Origin of the sequence: Nitratireductor aquibiodomus NL21 = JCM 21793 (assembly GCF_000615975.1) — a bacterium.
GTDB classification, from domain to species: Bacteria; Pseudomonadota; Alphaproteobacteria; order Rhizobiales; family Rhizobiaceae; genus Nitratireductor; species Nitratireductor aquibiodomus.
Window position 1 is genome coordinate 1 of the sequence record NZ_BAMP01000191.1, and the last position, 993, is coordinate 993.

The following is a 993-nucleotide window of genomic DNA, read 5'->3' on the forward strand; positions in this document are numbered from 1 at the left end:
GACGGCTGCGATCACGAAGTATTTTGGCGAATTCCGCGCGTATGACCAGATTGATGGCGCGCCGGAAGAGAAGGCCCGCGGCATCACCATTTCGACGGCGCATGTGGAGTATGAGACGGAGGCCCGTCACTACGCCCACGTCGACTGCCCCGGCCACGCCGACTACGTGAAGAACATGATCACGGGTGCTGCGCAGATGGACGGCGCGATCCTGGTCTGCTCGGCCGCCGACGGCCCGATGCCGCAGACGCGCGAGCACATCCTGCTTGCCCGCCAGGTTGGTGTTCCGGCGATCGTGGTGTTCCTGAACAAGGTCGACCAGGTTGACGACGAAGAGCTTCTCGAGCTGGTCGAGCTCGAGGTTCGCGAGCTTCTGTCTTCCTACGACTTCCCGGGCGACGACATTCCGATCGTCAAGGGTTCGGCACTTGCTGCTCTCGAAGACTCCAACAAGGAGATCGGCGAGGACGCAATCCGCAAGCTGATGGCCGAGGTTGACGCCTACATCCCGACGCCTGAGCGTCCGGTTGACCAGCCGTTCCTGATGCCGATCGAGGACGTGTTCTCGATTTCGGGCCGTGGCACGGTTGTGACGGGTCGCGTCGAGCGCGGCATCATCAAGGTCGGCGAGGAAGTCGAGATTGTCGGCATCAAGGATACGACGAAGACGACGGTTACCGGCGTCGAGATGTTCCGCAAGCTACTCGACCAGGGCCAGGCCGGCGACAACATCGGCGCGCTGATCCGCGGTGTCGACCGTGAAGGTGTCGAGCGCGGCCAGGTTCTTTGCAAGCCGGGTTCGGTTACGCCGCACACGAAGTTCAAGGCAGAAGCCTACATCCTGACGAAGGAAGAGGGCGGCCGTCATACGCCGTTCTTCACCAACTACCGCCCGCAGTTCTACTTCCGCACGACGGACGTGACGGGCGTGGTTTCGCTGCCGGAAGGCACGGAGATGGTGATGCCCGGCGACAATGTGACGGTCGACGTCGA

1 protein-coding gene is annotated in these 993 nt (G+C 62.4%); it reads left to right on the forward strand.

Going from position 1 to position 993, the window contains the following annotated elements; genetic code table 11:
- A partial coding sequence (tuf, locus tag JCM21793_RS23125) for an elongation factor Tu (RefSeq protein ID WP_025031879.1) occupies nt 1–993 on the forward strand: 993 nt, incomplete at both ends.